Source organism: Saccharothrix sp. NRRL B-16348 (genome assembly GCF_001280085.1).
Lineage (GTDB): Bacteria > Actinomycetota > Actinomycetes > Mycobacteriales > Pseudonocardiaceae > Actinosynnema.
This window is the reverse complement of sequence record NZ_LGED01000068.1, coordinates 63833-83146: the sequence shown is the minus strand read 5'-3', so window position 1 is coordinate 83146 and position 19314 is coordinate 63833. Positions and strand designations below refer to the sequence as shown.

Genomic DNA, 19314 nt, shown 5'->3' with positions numbered 1-19314 from the left:
CTACGCACAGTCACCCTGAGGTGGGGCGAATGTGTGTGGAACCGCCTGGACGGGTACCCGAGTGCCGAACTCGATTCCCGAAGGAGAGGTTGTTGCAGTGACGACGATCGAGAAGTCCGTGGACGTCGAGGTCCCGGTCACGACCGCGTACAACCAGTGGACGCAGTTCGAGTCGTTCCCGCAGTTCATGGAGGGCGTCGAGCGCATCACGCAGGTCACTCCCACCCGGACGCACTGGGTCACCAAGATCGGTGGCGTGACGAGGGAGTTCGACGCCGAGATCACCGAGCAACACCCCGACGAGCGGGTCGCTTGGCACACCGTCGACGGTCCGCCGCAGGGTGGTGTGGTGACGTTCCACCGCCTCGACGACCGGCGGACGAGGGTGCACGTGCAGATGGAGTACGACCCGCAGACGCTGACCGAGAAGGCCGGCGCGGCGACGGGCGTGGTCGGCCACCGCGTTTCCGGTGACCTGGACCGGTTCAAGGAGTTCATCGAGGGACGCGGCCTGGAGACGGGCGCGTGGCGGGGCGACGTGAGCCGACCGCCGCAGGCCGGCGAGACGCGCCACGACCTGCCGGACGCCGGTCGCCCGGGCGATCCGCTGCTATGAGCGCGCGGGCGGTCCCGGAACCGCGGCGACGGAGCTGGTCACACCCTCCGATCCCGCGCCCCAGACCGCCCGTCGACGGCAGTTGACCGTGTGCGAAAGGCCCGCCTCCCCGGCGGGCCTTTCGCATGTCCGACGACAGACGAGAGGCCCACGGGCAGCAGTCCTCCCCGCGGGCCTCTCGTCGCTTCCTGGTGCTTTCGTCGTTTCCCGGTGTGCGGCTAGCCGTCCTTCAGCCGCTCGAACAGCTGCCCCACCGAGCGCCGCAGCGCCGAGGCCGCGTCGCCGAGCAGCGAGCCCGCCTCCGGAGGGCTGCCGTTCGCGGTCCGTTCGCCCGGCTCGTCGGTCCGCGGGTTCACGTCCTGGTCCAGCAGCTCCCGCAACACCTCCAGCACCACCTCCGGGTGCCCGAGCGGCACGGGGGCGGCGAACGTCTGGGCCGAGTCGATCAGGTCCCGGTGCCGCCGGATCAGCTCGCCGACCCCGGCGCCGGCCGCCGCGCCCGCCACCAGGTGCACCGGCACGTTGCGGTCGGCGAACTCGGACAGCACCTCGTCCACCTCGTGCCACGGCTCGTCCGCCGCGGGCAGCCGGCACCACATGACCTGCAGGTACTCCGTCAGCGGGCGCCACGTGCCGGGCAGGTCGCCGTGCCTGCCCACCCCGGCCGGGTCGAGCACGATCACCGCCGGCGCGTCGGGCGGGCCCGCCCACACCACGGACGGGCCACCGGTCCTGGGCTCTTCCTCCATGCGGCTACACCTCCACCACGGCGGGTTCCACGCAGTACACCGTGTACGCCGATCGGATGACCGGCTGCGCGACGTTGCGCACCCGCACGCCGCCGGGCGTCATGCCGTGCTCGTTGCCGAAGTGCGCGTGCCCGTGCACGGCCAGGTGCGTGTCGCTCGCGTCGATCGCCTCGCCGAGCAGGTACGAGCCGAGGAACGGGTAGATCTCCGGCGGCTCGCCGCGCAACGTGTCCGGCACCGGCGAGTAGTGCGTCAACGCCACCTTCACGTCGGTGGTGAGGCTGTCCAGGGCGACGCGGAGCGAGTCGGCGATCTCGGTCGTGTGCCGGATGAACGCCTTCATCTCCGGTTCGCCGAACGCGCTGCCGCACTTGCCCGCGAACCCGCCGCCGAAGCCCTTCACCCCGGCGACGCCCAACGTGTGCCCGTCCACGCCGACCGTGGCCGTCTCGCCCTCCAGCACGGTGATGCCGCCGTCGCGCAGCACGGCGGTGACCTCGTCCGGCCGGTCGTCGTGGTGGTCGTGGTTGCCCAGCACCGCGACCACGGGCACGGCCAGGCCGCCGAACTCGTCGGCCACCACCCGCGCCTCGGACACCGTGCCGTGCCGGGTCAGGTCACCCGCCAGCAGCAGCACGTCGGCTTGCTCTCCGAGCTGTTCCAACGCGGGCCGCATCCGCCCGCGCGCGTCCTCGCCCAGGTGCACGTCACCCACCGCGGCGATGCGGATCATCGAATCTCCTCTCGGCCGACCGGCGCGTCGGACGGCACCACCTTCACGTCGTCGAGCACGGTCAACTCGGGCGCCACGTCGTGGATCACGGCTTCGAGCTCGGCGCGGCGCTCCGGACTGGCCACGTCACCGGACAGCAGCACGTGGTCGCCGCGCACGGTGACCCGCACGCCCAGTTCAGTAGTGCGCGGGTCCTCGGCCAACGCCTGGCGCAGCCGGGCGGCGAGGTATTGCTCTGCGGTCATCAGGCGCTCCTGGTCAACGTGGCGGGCAGGAGGTCGAGGCGTTCGGCGAGCACGAGGAACGCCTCGGCGTACGGGGAGTGCTTGGTGGCGGCGCGGACGTGCTCCCAGTCGATCTGCTCGCGCAGCGCGCGGGCGAACGGCAGCAGCTCGCTGAAGTCGCAGCGGTGGCCGTCGAGGACGAGCAGCTTGCCGATCAGCACCTCGGTGGCGGGCATGACCGGTAGCACCACGGAGCCGACCTGCAACTCCTCGGCGCGGGACAGCGTCTCGTCGGTCACCGGCACCTCGTTGGGCCGGAACAGCAGGTCCACCAGCGAGTCGCCGTCGTAGACCTTCAGCAGCCAGTCCTCGGGTGGCGTCGCGGCACGCATTCCGGCCGTGACGAGCGCGCTCACCGCCGCGCTGGCGTCCTGCTCCCGAACCAGGATGTCCACGTCGTGCTCGGTCGCCGGGCCGCCTCGGGCGTACACCGCGCACCCGCCCGCCAGGGCGAACGGGATGTCGTGCGCGCGCAGGGCCTTGGCGACTTTCGTCAACGTGCGCAGCAGTTCGTCTTGAACACCGCTCATGCGTGCTGATTACCCGTACGGCTGGGTCTTCACACGGCTGCGGGTAGCGCCGTCCACCGGGGGTAGTCCACCCGGTATGACTGCCACACCGCCCGACCCCGACCCGGCCCGCACGCCCGGTCTGGAGCCCGGTGGCGGGGTCGCGCCCGGCGAGACACCGCCCGATTCAGGCCAGACCTCCGGCCTGTCCCACCCGCAGCCGATGCCGTCACGGCGCGGCCCGGTCGTCACGCTGGTGGCCGTGCTGCTCGTGACGCTGCTGGCGCTGGCGTTCGTCGTGGCCCAGGTGATGGGGTGGACGAACCTGTTCGAGGGCTACTGACCAGGGCGTCAGGGCTTCAGCGGAGGACTGGGGCGCAGCCCCTCCTGCCGGCCGAGGCCGTCGAGCAGCAGGCTGAGGGTGTCGCGGGCGTTGTGCCGCGGCGCCCAGCCGAGCCGGGTGAACGCCTTGGTCGCGTCCAGCAGCGGCGCGGTGAGGGCCAGGTCGACCCAGCCGTGCGAGGTGGGCTGCAGGCGCAGGTGCCAGCTGATCCGCGCGGCGGTGCGGAGGACGGTCGGGGGGATCGGCACGTGCCGCGTGCCCATGACCTCGGCGAGCACCTGGGGCGTCACGACCGGCTCCGAGACGAGGTTGAACGCGCCCTCGGCGCGGGTGGCGAGGATCTTCGCGACGGCGTCGGCCACGTCGTCGGCGTGCACGAACTGCAACACCATCGTGCGCGGCAGGGGCAGGACGGGCAGCTTGGCCAGCACTTCGCGCCGGAACAGGGCGTGCGGCACCAGGGGCCCGAGGAAGTACCGCTTGATCTCGGCGGCCGCCTCCGGCTGCAAGACCAGGCCGGGGCGGACGCGGGTCACGGCGAGCTGCGGGTGTTCGCGTTCGAGCTGGTCGAGCAGGTGCTCGACGGCGGCCTTGTGCCGGCTGTAGTAGGAGCCGGCCAGGCCGTCGGTCGGCCAGGTCTCGTCCACGGTGTGGTCTTTCGCGGCCGGTGAGTACGCGCCGACGGACGACATGTGGACGACGTGCGGGACGCCGGCCTTCGCGACGGCGGTGAACACGCGTTCGCTGCCGGCCACGTTGGTCCGGTAGAGGACGCGTTCGTCGTGGCCGGGTTGGATGCGCCAGGCGAGGTGCACGACGGCGTCGGCGTCGCGGAAGGCCTCGGCGAGCGGCTCCTCCGCGCCTTCGCGGCTCAGGTCGACCGGCGTCCAGGTGATCGTGTCGTAGGGCGGCTCGACGGCGGGCGGACGGCGGGAGACGCCGTGCACGGCGATGTCCGGTTCGTCGGCGAGGCGGCGCAGCAGCGCGGTGCCCAGATTGCCGGTGGCGCCGGTGACGACGATCTTCATGCCGGTCGGGTACCCGCGTGGGCCGGGTGCGACACCGGGAGGCCGGGTGTTCCAGGCGGCGGGGTGGGGGTTGCTGGCCGGGTCCGCGCTGCTGGTCGGCGCGCTCTTGGGCTACCTGGCGCGGGTGCCGCGCGGCGTGGTCGCCGGCGTGATGGGGTTCGGCAGCGGTGTGCTGCTGTCCGCGGTGTCGTTCGACCTGATCGACGAGGCGCACGAGCTGGGCGGGCTGCTGCCCACAGCGTCCGGCGCGGCGCTCGGCGCCTTGGTCTACACGGCGGCGAACGTGGCGTTGGCCAAGCGCGGCGCGCGGCACCGCAAGCGGTCGGGCGGGTTGCAGCCGTCGGAGTCGGAGCGGAGCGGGTCGGGCACGGCGATCGCGGTCGGCGCGCTGCTGGACGGCATCCCGGAGTCGGTGGTGATCGGGGCGAGCCTGCTCGGCGGCGGCGGGGTGAGCGCGGTGACCGTGGCGGCGGTGTTCGTCAGCAACGTGCCGGAGGGGTTGTCGTCGGCGGCGGGCATGCGGCGGGCCGGCCGGTCGCGGCGGTACGTGTTCGGCTTGTGGACCTCGATCGCGGTCGTGAGCGGCCTGGCGGCGATGGCAGGCTACGGGCTGCTGGCCGACGCGCCGCCCCAGTGGCTCGCCGCGATCACGGCGTTCGCCGGCGGGGCGATCCTGTCGATGGTCGCCGACACCATGATCCCGGAGGCGTTCGACGACGCCCACCTGCTGGTGGGCCTGGTGACGGTGGCGGGGTTCCTCAGCGCGTTCGCGCTGTCGCACATCTGAGCGGCCCCTCGACCCGAGCGGCTCTACCTGATCAGGGGGATGCCGAGGAACAGCAGGCCGCCGAACAGCGTTGCCATGGCGACACCCACCAGGATCGGCTGCACCCAGTCCTCCCTCTTGCGGGCGAACAAGGTGAACCCCAGGAAGACCACCACTAAAGCGATCAGTCGCCAGTCGACCACGACACCCTCCCCACCGAATGTTCGCGAACATTCGCGAACGCTGCGAACAACGGTACGCTGACGCATGCCGAACCGGCAACACGGGAGAGTGCGATGACGGATCTACGGCCGACGAACGACCACAAGGAGTCGGAGAGGCGGCTCCTGGACGAGCTGCGCGTCCTCTACACCTCCCGCGACCGGCCGTCGATGCAGCACCTGTCCGACCGGTCCAACCGCAGCAAGTCGACGATCCACAACGTCTTGATCTCCGGGCGGATCCCGAGCTGGTCGGTCGTCGAGGACATCGTCCTCGCGCTCGACGGGGACGTCGACCGCTTCCGCAAGCTCTACGAGATGATCGACAGCGAACGCCTCGGGCTCAACGACCGCGCCGAGGAGTTGGGCTCGGAACTCGGCCTGCCGGCCAGTCGGCACACTCAGGTGTCCGAGACGCACATCGTCTCCCACGGCGGCGCCGTCTACATCCAGTCGGGTGGCGTGCCGCCCTTCAACCCGTTGACGGCGTCCGCACCGCCGGATCTGGTCTCGCTCTACGAATCGGCCTGCGCCGCCCACGCGACCGGGGCGCACGCGGCGACCCAGGGGCTGGTCAGGGCGCTGATCGAGGCGATCGGCGCGCGCGAGACGGACGGCCACGACCCGTTGGACGGCCTGCACACGCTGCGCAGCCGGGAAGTGATCCCGGCGCGCGTGGCGATCAGGGGCGAGTTCGTGCACCGGTTGGCGTCCGACGTGGTGCGCGGGACCAGGCCGCCGCGTCCGGACGACTCCGCTGCCGCGCTGTCGTTCGCGTTGGCCCTGCTGTCCTGCGTGTACCTCGACGGCCGGCCGTAGGGGTCAGCTGCTCGACGGCGGGGCCGGGATCGGGGACTTCGCCAGCGCCTGGGCCACGGCGTGGAGGTTCGCGGCCATCGCCTCGCCCGTGCTCTTCGACCAGTCGTGGCCGTGGACGGTGTCCGGGTAGTTCGGGCCCGGACCGGGGCCCATGTTCCAGTAGGTCCACGCCTGGCCGGGGATGGTGTAGCCGATGTCCCCGAGCGCGCCGGCCACCTCGCTGATCACGTGGTGCGCGCCGTCCTCGTTGCCGGTCACCACGACGCCCGCCACCCGGTTGTACGCGACCGGGCGGCCCTCGTCGTCCTGCTCGGAGATCATCGCGTCCATCCGCTCGATCACGCGCTGCGCGATGGACGACGGGTGGCCGACCCACGTCGGCGTGGCGATGACGAGGATCTCGGCGTTCAGCAGCTCGTCGTGCAGGGTGGGCCATTCGTCGCCGTCACCCAGGTCGGTGACGACGCCCGGCGGCACGTCGTGGTCCGCCACCCGGAACGTCCGCACGTCGACGTCATGCTGCTCCAACGCCTTCACCACGACGTCGGCCAGCAGCTGCGTGTTGGACGTGTCGGGCGACTTCTTCAACGAGCAGTTGAGCACCACGGCCCTCATCACGGGCACCTCCGCATCCGGTCGGCCAACCGCCGGGTTACCCGCGGCGGGCGGGAAAATGCGTTGCCCGGCACGTGGGGTGATCGGGAGGCTCGCGGGATGGCTGACATCTCTCCGCCCGACGGTCGTGCCGGTGTCGACGCCGGGCTGGTGCGGCGGCTGCTCGCGAGCCAGTTCCCGCGGTGGGCGGGGCTGCCGGTGACGCCGGTCGAGGTCGACGGGTGGGACAACCGCACGTACCGGCTGGGCGACGACATGACGGTGCGGCTGCCCACCGGCGAGGGTTACGCGCCGGCGGTGGAGAAGGAGCACACGTGGCTGCCTGTCCTCGCCCTGTCGTTGCCGGTGCCGGTGCCCGAGTCGCTGGCCGTGGGCGTGCCGGGCGAGGGCTACCCGTTCCCCTGGTCGGTCCGGCGTTGGCTGGACGGGCGGACGGCGTCGCCGGAGCGCATCGAGGACATGGTGGCGTTCGCGGTCTCGATCGCCGATTTCCTCCGCGCTCTCCGGCGCATCGACGCGACGGACGGGCCGCGGGCGGGCGCGCACAGCTTCTACCGGGGCACGTCGCCGGGCTACTACGACGACGGGACGCGGCGGGCGTTGGCGGCGTTGGAGGGTCGGATCGACGTCGGCAGGGCCGCCGCCGTGTGGGAAGACGTGCTGCGCACGCCGGAGTGGTCCGGGCCGCCGGTGTGGTTCCACGGCGACATCGCGAGCGGGAACCTGCTGGTCGACGGCGGGAAGCTGACCGCCGTGATCGACTTCGGCGGGTGCGGTGTCGGCGATCCGGCGTGCGACCTGGTGATCGCGTGGACCATGTTCTCGGGTGAGAGCCGGCGGGTCTTCCGCGAAGCGGTCGGGTTGGACGACGCGACGTGGGAGCGGGCCCGCGGGTGGGCGCTGTGGAAGGCCCTCATCACGCTCGCCAACGGCGACGAGCAGTCACGGCGGGTGATCGAGGAAGTGCTCGGGGACGCGCCGTAGCGAAGGGGGCGCCTCCGCGGCCGGAGGCGCCCCCTTCGGCTTGCGTCAGCGGTTGACGGTCAGGTCGCGCGCCGAGGCGTAGCGGTCCCGCACCCACGGGGTCGGCTCGGCCTCGACCGAGGTCGACGCCAGTTCCGACCAGTGCGGCGGTGCGTCCGCACCGCTGACCGCCCACGCCGCCTGCCTGGCCGCGCCGTCGGCCACGTACTCGCTCGGCGACGGCACCAGGACCGGGCAGCCGAACACCGCGGGCGCGAGCCGCTGCACGGCGGGCATCCGGGCCCCGCCGCCGATCAGCAGCACCCGGGTGACCGGCATGCCGAGCGCCCGCAACGCGTCGATCGCGTCCGCCAGGCTGCACAGCAGGCCCTCGACCGCGGCGCGCGCCAGGTGCGCCGGGGTCATGGTGTCGAGCCTCATGCCGTGCAGGGCGCCGGTGGAGTCGGGCTTGTTCGGCGTCCGCTCCCCCTCCAGGTACGGCACGAACACGAGACCGTCGGCGCCCGCCGGCGCGCGCAGGGCCAGGTCCGACAAGTCGGCCAGGTCGACCCCGAGCACCGACGACGTCGACGTGAGCACCCGTGACGCGTTCAGGGTGCACACGAGCGGCAGGTGGCCGCCTTCCGCGTCGGCGAAGCCGTTGACGATGCCGGTGCCGTCGGCGACGGGGTTCGGCCAGCGCGCGAACGCCGTGCCGGACGTGCCGATGGACACCACGACGTCACCCGGCTGCGCCTGCACGCCGAGGGCCGCCGCCGCGTTGTCGCCCGCGCCCGCGCCGAACCGGCCGTCGACCAGGTCCGCCGGGCCGACCACGCGCGGCAGCGCGACGACCTTGCCCAGGGCCAGTTCGAGCAGGTCCGGCCGGTAGTCCTCTGTGGACGGTGACCAGTACCCCGTGCCGCTGGCGTCGCTGCGGTCGGTGGTCAGCGCGTCCAGGGACGTGCCGCCGGCCAGCTTCCACGTCAGCCAGTCGTGCGGCAGGCAGACCGCCGCGGTGCGGGCGACCGACTCCGGCTCGTTGGCCGCCAGCCACCGCAGCTTGGTCACCGTGAGGGAGGCGACCGGCACGCTGCCGATCGCTTCCGCCCACCGGTCCGGGCCGCCCAGCTCGGTGGTGAGGTCGGCCGCCGCCGGCGCGGAACGGGTGTCGTTCCACAGCAGCGCCGGCCGCACCACCTCGCCGGCCTCGTCGAGCGTCACCATGCCGTGCTGCTGCGCGGCCACCGACACGGCGGCCACGTCGTCCAGGCCGCCCGCGTCCGCGATGGCCGTCTGGAGCGCGTCCCACCAGGCGGAGGGATGCACCTCGGTGCCCGTCGGGTGCGCCGCACGCCCTTGCCGAACAAGGGCGCCGGTGTCCGCGTCGCGGACCACAACCTTGCAGGACTGGGTGGACGAGTCGACGCCCGCGACGAGCGCCATCAGCGCGCGCCCAGCAGGTGCTCGGTCGCCAACTGCGCCAGGCGCACGAAGCCGAAGCCGCGCTCGGCGGCCACGGTCGGGTCGACGTCCTCGCCCTTGAGGAAGTCCGCGATCGACTCGCCCTCGTCCAGGGTGGGCTCGGCCAGCTCGTACACGCCGCTGTACTTCAGCGCCTCCTGCACCTCGGGGTCGGCGCGGAACGCCGCCGCCCGCTCGCGCAGGATCTTGTAGGTGCGCATGTTGGCCGCGGCGCTCTCCCACACGCCGTCGAAGTCCTCGGTGCGCAGCGGCTTGTAGTCGAAGTGCCGGGGGCCTTCGTAGCCGCCGTTCTCCAGCAGGTCGACCAGGAAGAACGCGGACAGCAGGTCGCCCTGGCCGAACACGAAGTCCTGGTCGTAGCGCGGGCCCTTCTGACCGTTGAGGTCGATGTGGAAGAGCTTGCCCTGCCACAGCGCCTGGCCGATGCCGTGCACGAAGTTGAGGCCCGCCATCTGCTCGTGGCCGACCTCGGGGTTCACGCCGAACAGCTCGTGGTGCTCGAGCGTCGAGATGAACGCCAGCGCGTGGCCGATCGTCGGCAGCAGGATGTCGCCGCGCGGCTCGTTCGGCTTGGGCTCCAGCGCGAAGCGGAAGCCGTAGCCCTGGTCGATCGAGTACTGCGCGACCGTGTCGACGGCCTCGCGGTAGCGGTCGAGGGCGGCGGCCACGGGCTTGCCCGCGTCCACCTCCGAGCCTTCGCGGCCACCCCACATCACGATGGTCTCCGCGCCGAGCTCGGCGGCCAGTTCCAGGTTGCGCAGCACCTTCCGCAGCGCGAACCGGCGCACGGTGCGGTCGTTGCTGGTGAAGCCGCCGTCCTTGAACACCGGGTGGGTGAACAGGTTGGTGGTCACCATGGGGACGACCATGCCGGTCTCGTCCAACGCCGCCCGGAAGGCGGAGACCCGCTTGCCGACCTCGGCCGCGTCCGAGCCGAAGGGGAACAGGTCGTCGTCGTGGAACGTGATGCCCCACGCACCGAGCTCCGAGAGCTTGCGCACCGCCAACGGCACGTCCAGCGGGGGGCGGGTCGCGTCGCCGAACGGGTCGCGTCCCGGCCAGCCGACCGTCCACAGGCCGAAGCTGAACTTGTCCACGAGGGCACCTCCAATAAGTTTGATGCCTGAACTTATCGCACTCAGCCGCTAGGATCCAGTGGTGTCCAGACCGCAGCCCGCGAGCCAGCACACCGTGCGACGGCACAACTCCGCACTCGTGCTCGACGCCATCGCCGAGACGCCCGGGTCGTCGCGCGCGGCCGTGGCCGCCCGCACCGGCCTGACCAAGGCCACCGTGTCCAGCCTCGTCGACCGGATGATCGGCGCCGGGCTCGTGGCCGAGGGCGAGGCGCAGGCCAGATCAGGTCCCGGGCGGCGGGGCACGGCGCTGCACCTGTCGCCGACCGGGCCGCACGGGCTCGGCGTGGAGATCGGGGTCGACTACCTGGCCACGTGCCTGGTCGACCTCACCGGGCGGGTGCGGGCGCGGTGGGTGCGGCCCAGCGACAATCGTGCCTCCTCCCCCGCCCGCGTGCTGGCCAAGGTCGCGACGGCGGTGCGCACGGCGGCGAAGAAGGACGTGCCGATCGGCGGGGTGGGCGTGGCCGTGCCGGGCCTGGTGGAGGTGGCCGGCGGGTCGCTGCGGGTCGCGCCGAACCTGGGGTGGCGCGAGGTGGACGTGCGGGGCGAGCTGACCCGGAGACTCGCGCTGGACGTGCCGGTGCTCGTGGGCAACGAGGCGAACCTCGCCGCGCTGGCCGAGCTGTGGCACGGGGGCGTGGCGGCGGACTTCGTGCACATCTCCGGTGAGATCGGCATCGGCGCGGGCATCGTGGTGGGCGGCGCGCTGTTCGAGGGCGTGTCCGGGTTCGGCGGCGAGATCGGGCACCTGTCCGTCGACCCTCGGGGGCCGCAGTGCGCGTGCGGGTCGCGGGGGTGCCTGGAGCGGTTGGCCGGGCAGGACGAGATCGTGCGCGCGGCGGGCGTGCCCGGGGTGGAGGAGCTGCTGGTCCGGCTGGCCGCGGGCGATCGGACGGCCACGACGGCGGTGCGTTCGGCGGCGCGGTGGCTGGGCGTGGCGCTGTCCGGCGCGGTGAACCTGCTGGACCTGCCGACGGTGGTGCTGGGCGGCACGTACGCCCGGCTGGAGCCGTGGCTGCAGGAGCCGCTGCACGCGGAGCTGGACCGCCGGGTGGTCAGCGCCGAGTGGTCACCCGTCCGGGTGGTCGCCTCGTCGTTGGGGGCCGAGGCCGCGATGCGGGGCGCCGCGACCACCGCCGTCCGCGCGATCCTCGCCGACCCGGACCCTTACGTGACCACCGCCCTGTCCTGAGCGTTTGAAGACGGGGTGCCAACCAGCCGGACTGAGGAGCCACGCCCTCCGATGTGCGCCTTGGCCACGATCTCGGCACCGATGGAAATCTGCACTTCACTGTCATGAATTGCGTTGACAAGAAGTAGTGCCTCCGGCAATGGCGTTGCCGATGTCACCCAACTGCAATGCCCTTCAATGCGACTGTCGACCCACGCGGCCCTTGATCGATCTCCCCGGCGGTCACCGGGATGGAAGCGATCGATCAAGGGCCGCGTGGGCTACCGGGAACTTCCGACGACCGACTGGTCGTGGATCAGCAGTGCGCCCTGAAGCTGCGCCGAGGAGGCACTTCCTCGTGGTCCGAATGCGGTACGATCACGAACGATTCGGAGTCTTCACAGTTGAAACCGCCGAACAACTCCACGTAGGCATAGGTATTGTTGAGCACCGACCGGGCGTGCTCACCCCCCGGGAGGTTGTAGCAACGTCCGGCGGGCGGACACTCAACCTCGATGAACTGGTCGTGGAAGTACGGCAGTCGGTAGAGACACAGGCTGTCATCACCGCATTCCTGCGCGACCTGCGCTTCCGTTCGCGCTCCGGTGTCGGCGGTGGCGGTGGCGGTGGCGGGCAACATCGCACCCAGCGCCGGCGCCGTTCCCGCGAAAATCCCGAAGATCTTGCCAATCGAAGCGGACCTTGCATTCCTTCCGACCGTGGTGATCGATGATCGACTGGTCCAGTACGGATCGGCCGAGCCTCATCCGTCTGCAGCGACCGGTCACCATGATGCGCCGATCGCAATAGAAGGAGAAGGCCGATCACCGGATCGGGAAGTTGTTTACCTCGTGCGTGCCATGTTCTCGCGCGAAACCTGAGGAAGTGTCTCGGTGGGTAATCCCCCGGTTTTCATGTTTCACATTTCGCCACCGGGGTAGGATAACCGGACTCCACGGTGCGCAACGCGAACGTTCGACACGCGCGTTCTGAAGGTTCGACACGCCCAACGCGAACGTAGGACACGCGCGCGTGTCCTACGTTCAGAACGCGCGTGTCGAACGCTCAGGTTGAGCGTGTCGAACGTTCAGGCAGGGCGAGTTCTGCATTCAGGACGGTCAGGAGCGACTGATAGGTGTGATCCGGGTCACCTTCGATGGAGGGGACGAGGGTGGGGCGGCGGGTGGCGATGATCGTTTGCAGGTTGTCGTACATCGCGGACAGCTCCGCCGGGGTGGCCTGGATCGTGCCGCGCTCGGTGAAGCGCCGGATCGCGTTGTCCCTGGTGTCAATCAGCACGACCTCGTGGTACGTCGCACGCACCTCGTCGGCCAGGGCGGCGAGGCGGTCCAGGAACTCCGGGCGGCCCAGGAACTGGGGCACGACGACGTCGTGGCCCGACGTCAGGTGCACGCGAGCCGCGGCGATGGCGATGTCCCGCGCCAGGCGGCCGGCCTCGCCGAGGTCGCCGGCGATCAGGTCCCGCACCCGGTCGACGTCCAGTGCCAACGCGGGCGGGTGGTCGTCGGCGTAACGGCGCGCGATGGTCGACTTGCCGCACCCCGGCGGACCGTTCAACGCGATCAGGCGGGCCACCCCGCCGAGCCTAGTGGCGAACACGCAGGCGAAGTCCTCCCCCACCTGTTCACCCGAATGCAGTCACCCGAAGCGGACATACCGCGTCGCCTCGTCTGACAACCTGGACGGCACGTTTGTCACTGCGGACAATCGTCGCAAGACTGCCAGGGGGGTGGACCGGTTGCCGCGCGGAGAGCGCCCGTTGGACGTCGGTGACAGCCCGTTGCTCAAGTTCGCCGCCGACCTCCGGTCGTTGCGGGACAAGGCGGGCGGGCACAGCTACCGGCAGCTCGGCGCGCGCGCCCACTACTCGGCCACGACCCTGTCCGACGCGGCGGGCGGGCGCAGGCTGCCCACGCTCGCCGTGACGCTGGCCTACGTGCGCGCCTGCGAGGGCGACGTGGCCGAGTGGGAGGACCGGTGGCGGCAGGTCGCCGCCGAGGTGCTGCCCAGCCCCGACCCGGACGCCGACGAGGGCCACCCGCCGTACGCGGGCCTGGCGGCCTACGGCACCGAGGACGCCGAGTGGTTCTTCGGCCGCGACCACCTCCTGGACGACCTGGAGCAGCGCATCGCGCACCGCCGGTTCGTCGCGGTGTTCGGCGCGTCGGGCGCGGGCAAGTCGTCCCTGCTGCTCGCCGGCCTGGTGCCGCGGGTGACCGGCCGGGTCGTGGTCACCACGCCCAGCGAGACCGCCGACCCGGACCTGACCGCCGACCTGCTCATCGTGGACCAGTTCGAAGAGGTCTTCACGCTCTGGCCGGACGCCGACCAGCGCACCGCCTACATCGACGCCCTGCTGACCGCACGGTGCAAGGTCGTCGTCGGCGTGCGGGCCGACTTCTACGGGCACTGCGCGCAGCACCCGGCGCTGGTGGAGGCGTTGACCGACGGTCAGCTGCTGCTCGGGCCGATGGGCGCCGAGGAGCTGCGCCAGGTGATCATGCAGCCCGCCGTGAAGGCGTCGTGCACGGTGGAGACGGCGCTGGTGTCGCAGCTCATCGCGGACGCCACCGGCCAGGCGGGCGTGCTGCCGCTGATGTCGCACGCGCTGCTGGAGACCTGGCGGCGACGCCGCGGCACGACGTTGACGCTGGCCGGCTACGAGGCCGCGGGCGGCATCCAGCACGCCATCGCGCAGACCGCCGAACGCACCTACACGTCGCTGGAACGCCACCAGCGCGCGTTGGCGCGGCAGGTGTTCCTGCGGCTCACCGCACTCGGCGACGGCACCGAGGACACCAAGCGCCGGCTGCCCCGCGCCGAGCTCGACCACGACGTGGACGTGGACGTGGTGCTCGACCGGCTCGCCCACGCCCGGCTGCTCACCCTGGACCGGGACAGCGTCGAGATCGCGCACGAGGCGCTGATCCGCTCGTGGCCACGGCTGCGCGGCTGGCTCGCCGAGGACCGGGACGGGCTGCGCACCATGCGCAGGCTCACCGAGGCCGCGGCCACCTGGGAGTCGCTCGGCCGCGACCCGGACGCGCTGTACCGGGGCACGCGGCTGGACACCGCGGTCGAGTGGACGCAGCGCGACGGCGTGCGCACCAGCGCACAGGAACGCGACTTCCTGGCCGAGAGCCTCCAGGCGCGCGACCGGGAACGGCTGCTCGCCCTCCGGCACACCCGCAGGCTGCGCCAGCTCGTGGCGCTGCTGGCCGTGCTGCTGCTGCTCGCCGGCACCGCCGTGGTGATCGCGATCGGCGCGCAGAAGGAAGCCGCGGCGGGCTGGAAGTCGTCGGCCGCCTGGTACGTGGCCAACCAGTCGCAGAGCCTGCGCAGCAGCGACGCGCAGCTCGCCGACCAGCTCGCCATCGCCGCCCACCACCTCAACCCGAGCGACGAGACCCGCGACGGGGTGCTGACCGCGCGCGCGGCGAGCGAGCTGGACGTGGCCGCCCGTGCCGCGTTCGCGTCCGCCCAGGCGCTCAGCGACCCGGACCTCGCACCGGACACCAGCCGGAGGCCGCCCACGCACGCGCTCGGGCCCGCCGACGAGACGGTGACCTCGATCGCCCTGAACGCCCGCGGCCAGGCGTTCGCGACCACCTTGGTGGACGAGCAGGCGAAGGTCTGGGACGTCACCGACCTGACCTCGGAGGTCGTGCACACCTTCACTCCCCCGGTCGGCCGGATCGCGCTCGACCCCGCCCGCGCCCGCACGCTGGTCACCGTGTCCGACGACGAGGTCACGGTGTGGGACTGGGCGGACCCGGCCAAGCCGGTCGAGGCGGCCCGCCTGACCGACCAGCCGCGACCGGTCGTCGGCTTCGTCTACAGCCCGGACGGCGAGGTTGTCGTGACCCACGACGTCATGGGCGTGGTCCGGCTGTGGGACGTGTCGGAGCCGAAGCTGCCGACGCTGCTCACGGAGCTGGACACCGCGCGGGACATCACCGCGGCGGCCTTGTCGCACGACCGCCGCACGCTGGCGCTCGGCACCGCGAAGGGCGAGGTCAGGCTGTACGACGTGACCGACCGGTCGAAGCCGGCCGAGCTGTGGTCGCGCAAGGCGCACCGCGGCGCGGTCCAGGCGCTGGGCTTCCACCGGTCCGGCGACGCGCTCGCCACGGTCGGCACGCAGGACAAGGTGGCGCTGTGGGACGTGTCCGACCTGCGTGAGCCGGTCGAGCGCGGCCGGATCAACGGGCTCACCGAGGGCGTCTACGCGGTGGGCTTCGGCGCCGGCGCGACCAACGTGGTCACGTCCAAGGCCAACGGCACGACCCGCTCGTGGGAGTTCGACTTCGACACGGCGGTGACCGAGATGTGCGCCGAGGTCACCACGCACATCTCGCGCGAGGAGTGGCAGCAGTACGTCGGCGCCCTGCCGTACGAACGCCCGTGCGGTTGATTGGCGGGCGGGCGCGGGCGGGCAGATAATCACCGCGTGACCACGCCGCGTGACGACGACCGCACCGAAGCCGTGCCGACCAGCGCGTTCCCGGACGCTCGCGGGACGGGGTCGGGCGCCGTCGAACCCTCGGTCACCGGCGCGCCGGAGCGGCAGACCGGCACGCAGGCCAAGCTGAAGCCGACCAGGATCAGCGGCACGTGGGTCGCCGTGCTGGCCTCGATCGTGGTGCTGATCGTGCTGCTGGTGTTCATCCTGCAGAACCTCGCCGACGCCACGATCCACTTCCTCGGCGCGGCGGGCACGCTGCCGCTCGGCGTGGCGCTGCTGTTCGCGGCGATCGCCGGGGCGATCCTGGTGGCCCTGGTCGGCGCAGCCCGGATAATGCAGCTGCGCCGCCAGGCAAAACGAGGGCTGCGCTGAGCCGTCCTCAGCTCGTGGAACAGGACCTGCCGTTCAGCGTGAAGCCGGTGGGTGCGACGTTGCTGCCCTGCCAGCTCGCCTGGAATCCGAAGTCCACCGAGCCACCCGCTCCGATGGTCCCGTTCCAGCCCTCGTTGGTCACCGTCACGGCGGGGCCGCTCTGCGACACCTTGCCGTTCCAACTGTTGGTGATCCGCTGGCCGTTCGCGAACGACCAGCCAAGGTTCCAGCCGTTGATGCCGGAACCCCGGTTGGTGATCTTCACCGACCCGGTGAAGCCTCCTCCCCACTGGCTGACGACCCGGTACTGCACCGTGCAGCCGGGTGGCGGCTGATCGGTGACGGTGGTCGACCCAGTGGTGGTCGTGGTGGTGCTCGACGACGTCGTGCTCGACGAGGTCGTCGTCGGGGTGGTGGTCGTGGTGAACGGCTCCGTGGTCGAGATGCCGCCGCTCGGGTCGGCGACGAGGATGCCCCGGCCGTTGGTGCCCAGGTAGACGCGCCCGTAGACGCGCGGGTCGCCGGTGATCGCCTCGCCCATGTTGCCGAACTGCTGGTTCACCCCGGTGTTGATGTGCACGAAGCCCGCGGCCAGGCCGTCGAAGCCGAAGCCCTCCATCCGGTAGACGCCCAGCCGGCCGTCCTCGAAGGCCAGCACGGTGTACATGGCCGGGTAGGTCTTGCCCTCGGCGGCCTTGCCGAACCCGACGCTGACGGCCTTGGTGACCCACTTGTTCTTGCGGACCGTGACGCCGGAGTCGATGGACCGGAACAGGCCGTCGCCGGTCAGCCAGAGGTCGCCCTCGTGTCCCGGCACGGCCTTGAGCTTGGTCGCCGCCACCTCGGGGCCGGCGGTGAACGTCGCGCCGCCGTCGGTGCTGGTGTAGAGCCTGCCCGCGGCCAGACCGTAGAACTTGTTCGGGTTGACCCGGTCGGACTCGACCACGGCGCCCGCCGGGATGCCGGTGGACGGCGTCCACGTGTTGCCGAAGCCCACCGAGTGGTGCACGGCCGCGCCCGCCGGGCTCCACACGAAGCGGGAGCCGTCCGCCGCCGCCGCGACCGTGCCGCCGCCGGTGACGCCGCCCGGTTCCGAGCCCGCGAACCAGTTCGAGCCGCCGTCGGTGGAGAACGCCACGTGCGGCGAGCCGTCCACGTTGCCGGACCTGACGATCACCGACGGGTTCTTCTCGGCGTAGTCCAGGCTGGTGGTCGTGGTGAAGTTGGGCTGCTGGAACATCAACGCCGGCACCTTGGTGAGGTCGTCGTGCCGGAACCCGCCGATGTCGCCGAGGCCGCTGATCAGCGGCGCGCCCGCGGGCGGGCTGATCAGGTCGAGCACCGCGGTCTCCTCCAGCCCCGCGGCGGTCGGCTTGATCGTGATCTGGCCGCCGTCGTCCCACTTCAGCAGGTCGGTGGTGCCGTAGACGGTCGCGCCCGTGCCGTACATCATCCGGTTGGAGTCGAACGGGTCGATCTCCAGCGACTCGACCATCCAGCCCAGCTTGGGCGTGGTCTCCGGCGGCTGCGGGTTCGCGCCCCAGCTCAGCCACGGCGAGGAGCTGATGTCCATCTTGTAGCGGAAGCTGCGGTTGGGGTAGCTCGTGTAGTCCCACGCCCGCGTCCACGTCGCGCCGCCGTCGGTGCTGCGGAAGATGATGATGTCCGGCCACCAGGAGATCTGGGTGGCGACCATCAGCGTGTCCGGGTCCTGCCGGTCGATGGTCAGGCCGCTGTAGCCGAAGTAGGCGTCGGAGCTGCTGGACGGGATGGGGCTGATCTGGCTCCACGCGCCGGTGGCGGTGTTGTACTTCCACACGTCGCCCTTGCCGCCGTCGTACGGGCCGCCGGTGTCGCTGGTCGCCAGGTAGAGGAAGCCGCCCTCGGTGTCCAGCTCGCCCTGGTGGGCGATGTAGCCGGTGGGCTGGCCGGCCAGCCTGGTCCACGTCGCGCCCGCGTCCGTGCTGCGGTAGACGGTGTTCTCCTTGTCGGCGACGCCGACGTAGATCGTCTTGCTGGGGCTGCCCGCCGCCGACGACCGCGGGTCGTAGGTCACCCAGACCACGCCCTGGATGTCGTTGGCGTAGCCGTTGGTGTCGTTCGGGTCGGCGACGTAGTTGCCGGGGTTGGGGAAGCTCGCGACCTGCGACCAGGTGACGCCGCTGTCGGTGCTGCGCCACAGGCCCTTGCCGCTCGGCGCGCCGAAGTACAGCACCCGGCCGTCGTTCGGGTCGACGGACAACCGCTCGCCCATGCCGCGGCCGGGCATGTTGCCGCCGACCTTGAACGGCAGCTCGGTGCGCTGCCAGGTGGCGCCGCGGTCCGCCGAGCGCAGGATGGCGCCGTTGTTCGGGTCCCAGCTGTTGGTGTACATGCCGACGGCGGCGTAGACCTTGTCGGCGTCCTTCGGGTCGGGCGCGATGCTCGCGACGCCGTTGTAGCCCCACTTGTCCCAGCCGACCCAGTCGAGCAGCGGGATCCACCGGCCCGTGGCCTGGTTCCACCGGTACGCGCCGCCGATGTCGGTGCGCGCGTAGATCAGGTCCTTCTCCGCGGGGCTGAACACGATGCCCGGCACGAACCCGCCGCCCGCGATCTCCACGTTGCGCCAGTCGTGCGGCTGCACGATGCCCGCGGCGGTGAGGTCGGTGGGTTCGGCCGCGGGGCTGCCCGCCGCGGTCACCAGCACCACGCCGAGCGCGGCGACGGCCGCGGCGGCCAACGCGCCGAGCCGCTTCGCGACGCCACTCCCGCGCTGCCGACGGGGCGAGCCGGGCGCGGCGACTGCCGCCGTGGGCGGGATGGGTCGGGCCATCGTGCTGCGCTCCTTTGCGCCGGAAGGGGTGGGAGGAGGCGGTGGGCGAGAGGGATCCGCCTCCCCCCTGGCTCTGGAAGTCAGGGGTCTTGCGGTCGTGCGGTCCGAACACGCGGCGCCACTGGCCTGGGAGCGCTCCCAGATCGGGCAGGATTGGACCGTAGCCAGGCTGATCGACTGACGGCAAGGGTCCGCGCTAC

Annotated in this window: 21 protein-coding genes; 9 read left to right on the top strand and 12 right to left on the bottom strand. The window is 71.8% G+C overall.

All coding sequences use genetic code 11. The features are described 5' to 3' along the window. Positions 1 to 97: 97 nt before the first annotated feature. Positions 98 to 616, top strand: a complete 519-nt coding sequence (locus ADK67_RS09325) for an SRPBCC family protein (protein WP_053715993.1) — start codon at positions 98 to 100, stop codon at positions 614 to 616. Between the two features lie 218 nt (positions 617 to 834). Here the strand turns inward: ADK67_RS09325 and ADK67_RS09320 are convergent, their stop codons facing one another. From ADK67_RS09320 to ADK67_RS09305, 4 genes are read right to left on the bottom strand one after another with little or no spacing between them, the layout of a single operon-like run. Next, on the bottom strand, positions 835 to 1365 hold the full coding sequence (locus tag ADK67_RS09320) for a hypothetical protein (RefSeq protein WP_053715992.1): 531 nt from the start codon (positions 1363 to 1365) through the stop codon (positions 835 to 837). Positions 1366 to 1369: 4 nt separating this feature from the next. Beyond that, entirely contained in the window at positions 1370 to 2098 is a 729-nt protein-coding gene (locus tag ADK67_RS09315; RefSeq protein WP_053715991.1) for a metallophosphoesterase family protein, read from the bottom strand. Beyond that, positions 2095 to 2343 carry a BON domain-containing protein gene (locus ADK67_RS09310; protein ID WP_053715990.1) on the bottom strand — a complete coding sequence of 83 codons (249 nt, stop codon included), beginning with the start codon at positions 2341 to 2343 and terminating at the stop codon, positions 2095 to 2097. The genes ADK67_RS09315 and ADK67_RS09310 overlap by 4 nt, the downstream gene beginning before the upstream one ends. Then, a complete protein-coding gene (locus ADK67_RS09305) occupies positions 2343 to 2912 on the bottom strand; it encodes a nucleotidyltransferase family protein (RefSeq protein ID WP_053715989.1) in 570 nt (189 codons plus the stop codon). Before ADK67_RS09305 ends, ADK67_RS09310 begins: the two co-directional genes overlap by 1 nt. A 76-nt stretch (positions 2913 to 2988) precedes the next feature. On the opposite strand from ADK67_RS09305, the gene ADK67_RS09300 reads away from it, so the two are divergent. Further along, entirely contained in the window at positions 2989 to 3234 is a 246-nt protein-coding gene (locus ADK67_RS09300; protein WP_053715988.1) for a DUF6480 family protein, read from the top strand. Positions 3235 to 3242: 8 nt separating this feature from the next. Here ADK67_RS09300 and ADK67_RS09295 read toward each other — a convergent pair whose 3' ends face one another. Beyond that, the gene (locus ADK67_RS09295; RefSeq protein ID WP_053715987.1) at positions 3243 to 4262 is read right to left on the bottom strand and encodes an NAD-dependent epimerase/dehydratase family protein; all 1020 of its coding nucleotides are present in this window, start codon (positions 4260 to 4262) and stop codon (positions 3243 to 3245) included. On the opposite strand from ADK67_RS09295, the gene ADK67_RS09290 reads away from it, so the two are divergent. Continuing rightward, positions 4261 to 5049 carry a ZIP family metal transporter gene (locus tag ADK67_RS09290; protein ID WP_053715986.1) on the top strand — a complete coding sequence of 263 codons (789 nt, stop codon included), beginning with the start codon at positions 4261 to 4263 and terminating at the stop codon, positions 5047 to 5049. The genes ADK67_RS09295 and ADK67_RS09290 overlap by 2 nt on opposite strands. Before the next feature lie 23 nt (positions 5050 to 5072). On the opposite strand, the gene ADK67_RS50635 is transcribed toward ADK67_RS09290, so the two are convergent. Further along, positions 5073 to 5231 carry a hypothetical protein gene (locus ADK67_RS50635; RefSeq protein ID WP_157620038.1) on the bottom strand — a complete coding sequence of 53 codons (159 nt, stop codon included), beginning with the start codon at positions 5229 to 5231 and terminating at the stop codon, positions 5073 to 5075. A gap of 93 nt (positions 5232 to 5324) precedes the next feature. Between ADK67_RS50635 and ADK67_RS09285 the strand changes: the two genes are divergently transcribed. Continuing rightward, on the top strand, positions 5325 to 6068 hold the full coding sequence (locus ADK67_RS09285; protein ID WP_053715985.1) for a hypothetical protein: 744 nt from the start codon (positions 5325 to 5327) through the stop codon (positions 6066 to 6068). Between the two features lie 3 nt (positions 6069 to 6071). Here the strand turns inward: ADK67_RS09285 and ADK67_RS09280 are convergent, their stop codons facing one another. After that, positions 6072 to 6683 carry a flavodoxin family protein gene (locus ADK67_RS09280; RefSeq protein WP_053715984.1) on the bottom strand — a complete coding sequence of 204 codons (612 nt, stop codon included), beginning with the start codon at positions 6681 to 6683 and terminating at the stop codon, positions 6072 to 6074. Positions 6684 to 6782: 99 nt separating this feature from the next. Here ADK67_RS09280 and ADK67_RS09275 point away from each other — a divergent pair, with 99 nt between their 5' ends. Continuing rightward, on the top strand, positions 6783 to 7667 hold the full coding sequence (locus ADK67_RS09275; RefSeq protein ID WP_053715983.1) for an aminoglycoside phosphotransferase family protein: 885 nt from the start codon (positions 6783 to 6785) through the stop codon (positions 7665 to 7667). Between the two features lie 45 nt (positions 7668 to 7712). Here ADK67_RS09275 and ADK67_RS09270 read toward each other — a convergent pair whose 3' ends face one another. Both ADK67_RS09270 and xylA read right to left on the bottom strand, forming a co-directional pair. Then, positions 7713 to 9092 (bottom strand): xylulokinase, encoded by a 1380-nt coding sequence (locus ADK67_RS09270; RefSeq protein ID WP_053715982.1) that lies wholly within the window; start codon positions 9090 to 9092, stop codon positions 7713 to 7715. Further along, entirely contained in the window at positions 9092 to 10228 is a 1137-nt protein-coding gene (xylA, locus tag ADK67_RS09265) for a xylose isomerase (RefSeq protein WP_197289349.1), read from the bottom strand. The genes ADK67_RS09270 and xylA overlap by 1 nt, the downstream gene beginning before the upstream one ends. A gap of 61 nt (positions 10229 to 10289) precedes the next feature. Here xylA and ADK67_RS09260 point away from each other — a divergent pair, with 61 nt between their 5' ends. After that, complete coding sequence (locus ADK67_RS09260) at positions 10290 to 11462, top strand: ROK family transcriptional regulator (RefSeq protein ID WP_053716084.1); 1173 nt, start codon at positions 10290 to 10292, stop codon at positions 11460 to 11462. A gap of 295 nt (positions 11463 to 11757) precedes the next feature. On the opposite strand, the gene ADK67_RS09255 is transcribed toward ADK67_RS09260, so the two are convergent. Beyond that, on the bottom strand, positions 11758 to 12078 hold the full coding sequence (locus ADK67_RS09255; protein WP_157620036.1) for a hypothetical protein: 321 nt from the start codon (positions 12076 to 12078) through the stop codon (positions 11758 to 11760). Between ADK67_RS09255 and ADK67_RS50630 the strand changes: the two genes are divergently transcribed. Further along, positions 12056 to 12322 (top strand): hypothetical protein, encoded by a 267-nt coding sequence (locus tag ADK67_RS50630; RefSeq protein ID WP_157620034.1) that lies wholly within the window; start codon positions 12056 to 12058, stop codon positions 12320 to 12322. The genes ADK67_RS09255 and ADK67_RS50630 overlap by 23 nt on opposite strands. A 184-nt stretch (positions 12323 to 12506) precedes the next feature. Here the strand turns inward: ADK67_RS50630 and ADK67_RS09250 are convergent, their stop codons facing one another. After that, positions 12507 to 13082: an AAA family ATPase gene (locus ADK67_RS09250; RefSeq protein WP_231648090.1), complete on the bottom strand. Its 576-nt coding sequence runs from the start codon at positions 13080 to 13082 to the stop codon at positions 12507 to 12509. Between the two features lie 139 nt (positions 13083 to 13221). On the opposite strand from ADK67_RS09250, the gene ADK67_RS09245 reads away from it, so the two are divergent. Together ADK67_RS09245 and ADK67_RS50625 are read left to right on the top strand one after the other, a co-directional pair. Then, the gene (locus tag ADK67_RS09245; protein WP_231648089.1) at positions 13222 to 15876 is read left to right on the top strand and encodes an nSTAND1 domain-containing NTPase; all 2655 of its coding nucleotides are present in this window, start codon (positions 13222 to 13224) and stop codon (positions 15874 to 15876) included. Between the two features lie 36 nt (positions 15877 to 15912). Continuing rightward, entirely contained in the window at positions 15913 to 16299 is a 387-nt protein-coding gene (locus tag ADK67_RS50625) for a LapA family protein (RefSeq protein WP_231648088.1), read from the top strand. 7 nt (positions 16300 to 16306) lie between these two features. Here ADK67_RS50625 and ADK67_RS09235 read toward each other — a convergent pair whose 3' ends face one another. Beyond that, on the bottom strand, positions 16307 to 19114 hold the full coding sequence (locus ADK67_RS09235) for a cellulose binding domain-containing protein (protein ID WP_082403324.1): 2808 nt from the start codon (positions 19112 to 19114) through the stop codon (positions 16307 to 16309). Positions 19115 to 19314: the final 200 nt, after the last annotated feature.

Excerpts from the sequence above, each read along its gene's own strand:
- ADK67_RS09300 (WP_053715988.1), top strand. The coding sequence starts at position 2,989 with ATGACTGCCACACCGCCCGACCCCGACCCGGCCCGCACGCCCGGTCTG.
- ADK67_RS09295 (WP_053715987.1), bottom strand. The coding sequence starts at position 4,262 with ATGAAGATCGTCGTCACCGGCGCCACCGGCAATCTGGGCACCGCGCTG.
- ADK67_RS09320 (WP_053715992.1), bottom strand. The coding sequence starts at position 1,365 with ATGGAGGAAGAGCCCAGGACCGGTGGCCCGTCCGTGGTGTGGGCGGGC.
- ADK67_RS09280 (WP_053715984.1), bottom strand. The coding sequence starts at position 6,683 with ATGAGGGCCGTGGTGCTCAACTGCTCGTTGAAGAAGTCGCCCGACACG.
- ADK67_RS09285 (WP_053715985.1), top strand. The coding sequence starts at position 5,325 with ATGACGGATCTACGGCCGACGAACGACCACAAGGAGTCGGAGAGGCGG.
- ADK67_RS09315 (WP_053715991.1), bottom strand. The coding sequence starts at position 2,098 with ATGATCCGCATCGCCGCGGTGGGTGACGTGCACCTGGGCGAGGACGCG.
- ADK67_RS09270 (WP_053715982.1), bottom strand. The coding sequence starts at position 9,092 with ATGGCGCTCGTCGCGGGCGTCGACTCGTCCACCCAGTCCTGCAAGGTT.
- ADK67_RS09305 (WP_053715989.1), bottom strand. The coding sequence starts at position 2,912 with ATGAGCGGTGTTCAAGACGAACTGCTGCGCACGTTGACGAAAGTCGCC.
- ADK67_RS09235 (WP_082403324.1), bottom strand. The coding sequence starts at position 19,114 with ATGGCCCGACCCATCCCGCCCACGGCGGCAGTCGCCGCGCCCGGCTCG.
- ADK67_RS09310 (WP_053715990.1), bottom strand. The coding sequence starts at position 2,343 with ATGACCGCAGAGCAATACCTCGCCGCCCGGCTGCGCCAGGCGTTGGCC.
- ADK67_RS09275 (WP_053715983.1), top strand. The coding sequence starts at position 6,783 with ATGGCTGACATCTCTCCGCCCGACGGTCGTGCCGGTGTCGACGCCGGG.
- ADK67_RS09290 (WP_053715986.1), top strand. The coding sequence starts at position 4,261 with ATGCCGGTCGGGTACCCGCGTGGGCCGGGTGCGACACCGGGAGGCCGG.